This is a genomic window from Microcystis sp. M53603_WE2, assembly GCF_030065435.1.
Genome location: NZ_JASJFF010000427.1, coordinates 1 through 1,431, shown reverse-complemented (window position 1 = coordinate 1,431; position 1,431 = coordinate 1). Strand labels below are relative to the sequence as shown.

1 protein-coding gene is annotated in these 1,431 nt (G+C 42.4%); it reads left to right on the top strand.

Annotated features, from left to right (window positions below; genetic code table 11):
* Positions 1–1,342, top strand: a 1,342-nt coding sequence (locus PX481_RS08955) for an Hsp70 family protein (protein ID WP_288094451.1), incomplete at its 5' end; no start/stop codon positions are given.
* Positions 1,343–1,431 lie beyond the last annotated feature (89 nt).

The window sequence follows — 1,431 nt, the reverse complement described above, 5'->3', positions numbered from 1 at the left end:
GGCAAAAATTCAAGGATTTTTACCGGAATTAGAGGAAACTGTCCTCAGTTTCGAGGGGGTTGGCCAATGGTTTCTTGATAGCATCATCGACAACTTAAAAAACACCACCCCGGAAACCCCCCAATCTCTAGTTTTAACCGTCCCCGTCGATAGTTTTGAAAGTTACCGCAATTGGTTAAGTAATGTTTGTCAGGGTTGGGAAATCGAACAAATTCGCCTAATTGATGAACCCACGGCCGCCGCTTTGGGTTATGGAACCACTGGGGATCAAGTGATTTTAGTGGTAGATTTTGGCGGTGGCACTCTCGATCTTTCTTTGGTACAATTAGATTTAGATAATCCTCAAAAAAATCAAGGTTTTATTCTCAAGTGGGGAGAAAAACTTTTAGGCAATAATTCCGCCCAAAAAACTAAACTAGCGAGAGTTTTAGCCAAGGCGGGGACAAATTTAGGGGGGTCAGATATCGACGATTGGATTGTCGATTATTTTGCCCAAAAGCAATCTTTAGCGAAAACTTCCCTGACTACTCGTCTAGCAGAAAGATTAAAAATTAAACTTTCTTCCCAATTAACCGCCGAGGAGGTATATTTTGATGAGGAAAATTTCGAGAGTTATGAGTTAAGCTTAGATCGAGAACAATTGACCGATATTCTCCGACAACAAAACTTTTTTAATCAATTAGATGATTTAATGACGGGAGTTTTGCAACAGGGAAGACGCAATGGAATTGAAGTTAGCGACATCGATGCGGTGTTATTAGTTGGGGGAACTGTACAAATTCCGGCGGTAAAAGATTGGGTGCGACAGTATTTTGATAGTAGTAAAATTAAAGAGGATCGACCCTTTGAAGCGATCGCTTTGGGAGCGTTACAATTAGCCCAAGGTTATCAAGTCAAGGATTTTCTCTATCATAGCTACGGCATTCGTTACTGGAATCGTCGCAAAAATGCCCACGCTTGGCATCCAATTATTAACTCTGGACAACCCTATCCCATGGAAAAACCCGTGGAATTAGTCCTAGGTGCTTCCGTGGACAATCAACCTAGCATTGAATTAATTATCGGCGAATTAGGGACGGAAAGGGGGGCAATGGAGGTCTATTTTGATGGTGATAAATTAATTACTCGTTCCCTCGGTAATGGAGAAACTAGCGTTCAACCCTTAAATGATCGCGAGGGGGCCCGATCAATCGCTAAACTCGATCCTTTAGGTTTTCGGGGTAAAGATCGCATTAAAGTGCAGTTCTGGATTGATGATCAGTGTTTCCTGCGGATTAATGTGGAAGATTTACTCAGTCAAGAATTGTTACTAAACAATCAAATTGTCACCAAATTAAGCTAGGGTTTACGGCAAAAAGTTGCTCGTGGGGGCAGGGTGTGGGGTGTAAGGTGTGGGGTGTTGGGTGTGGGGTGTGGGGTTTTACCGATTTT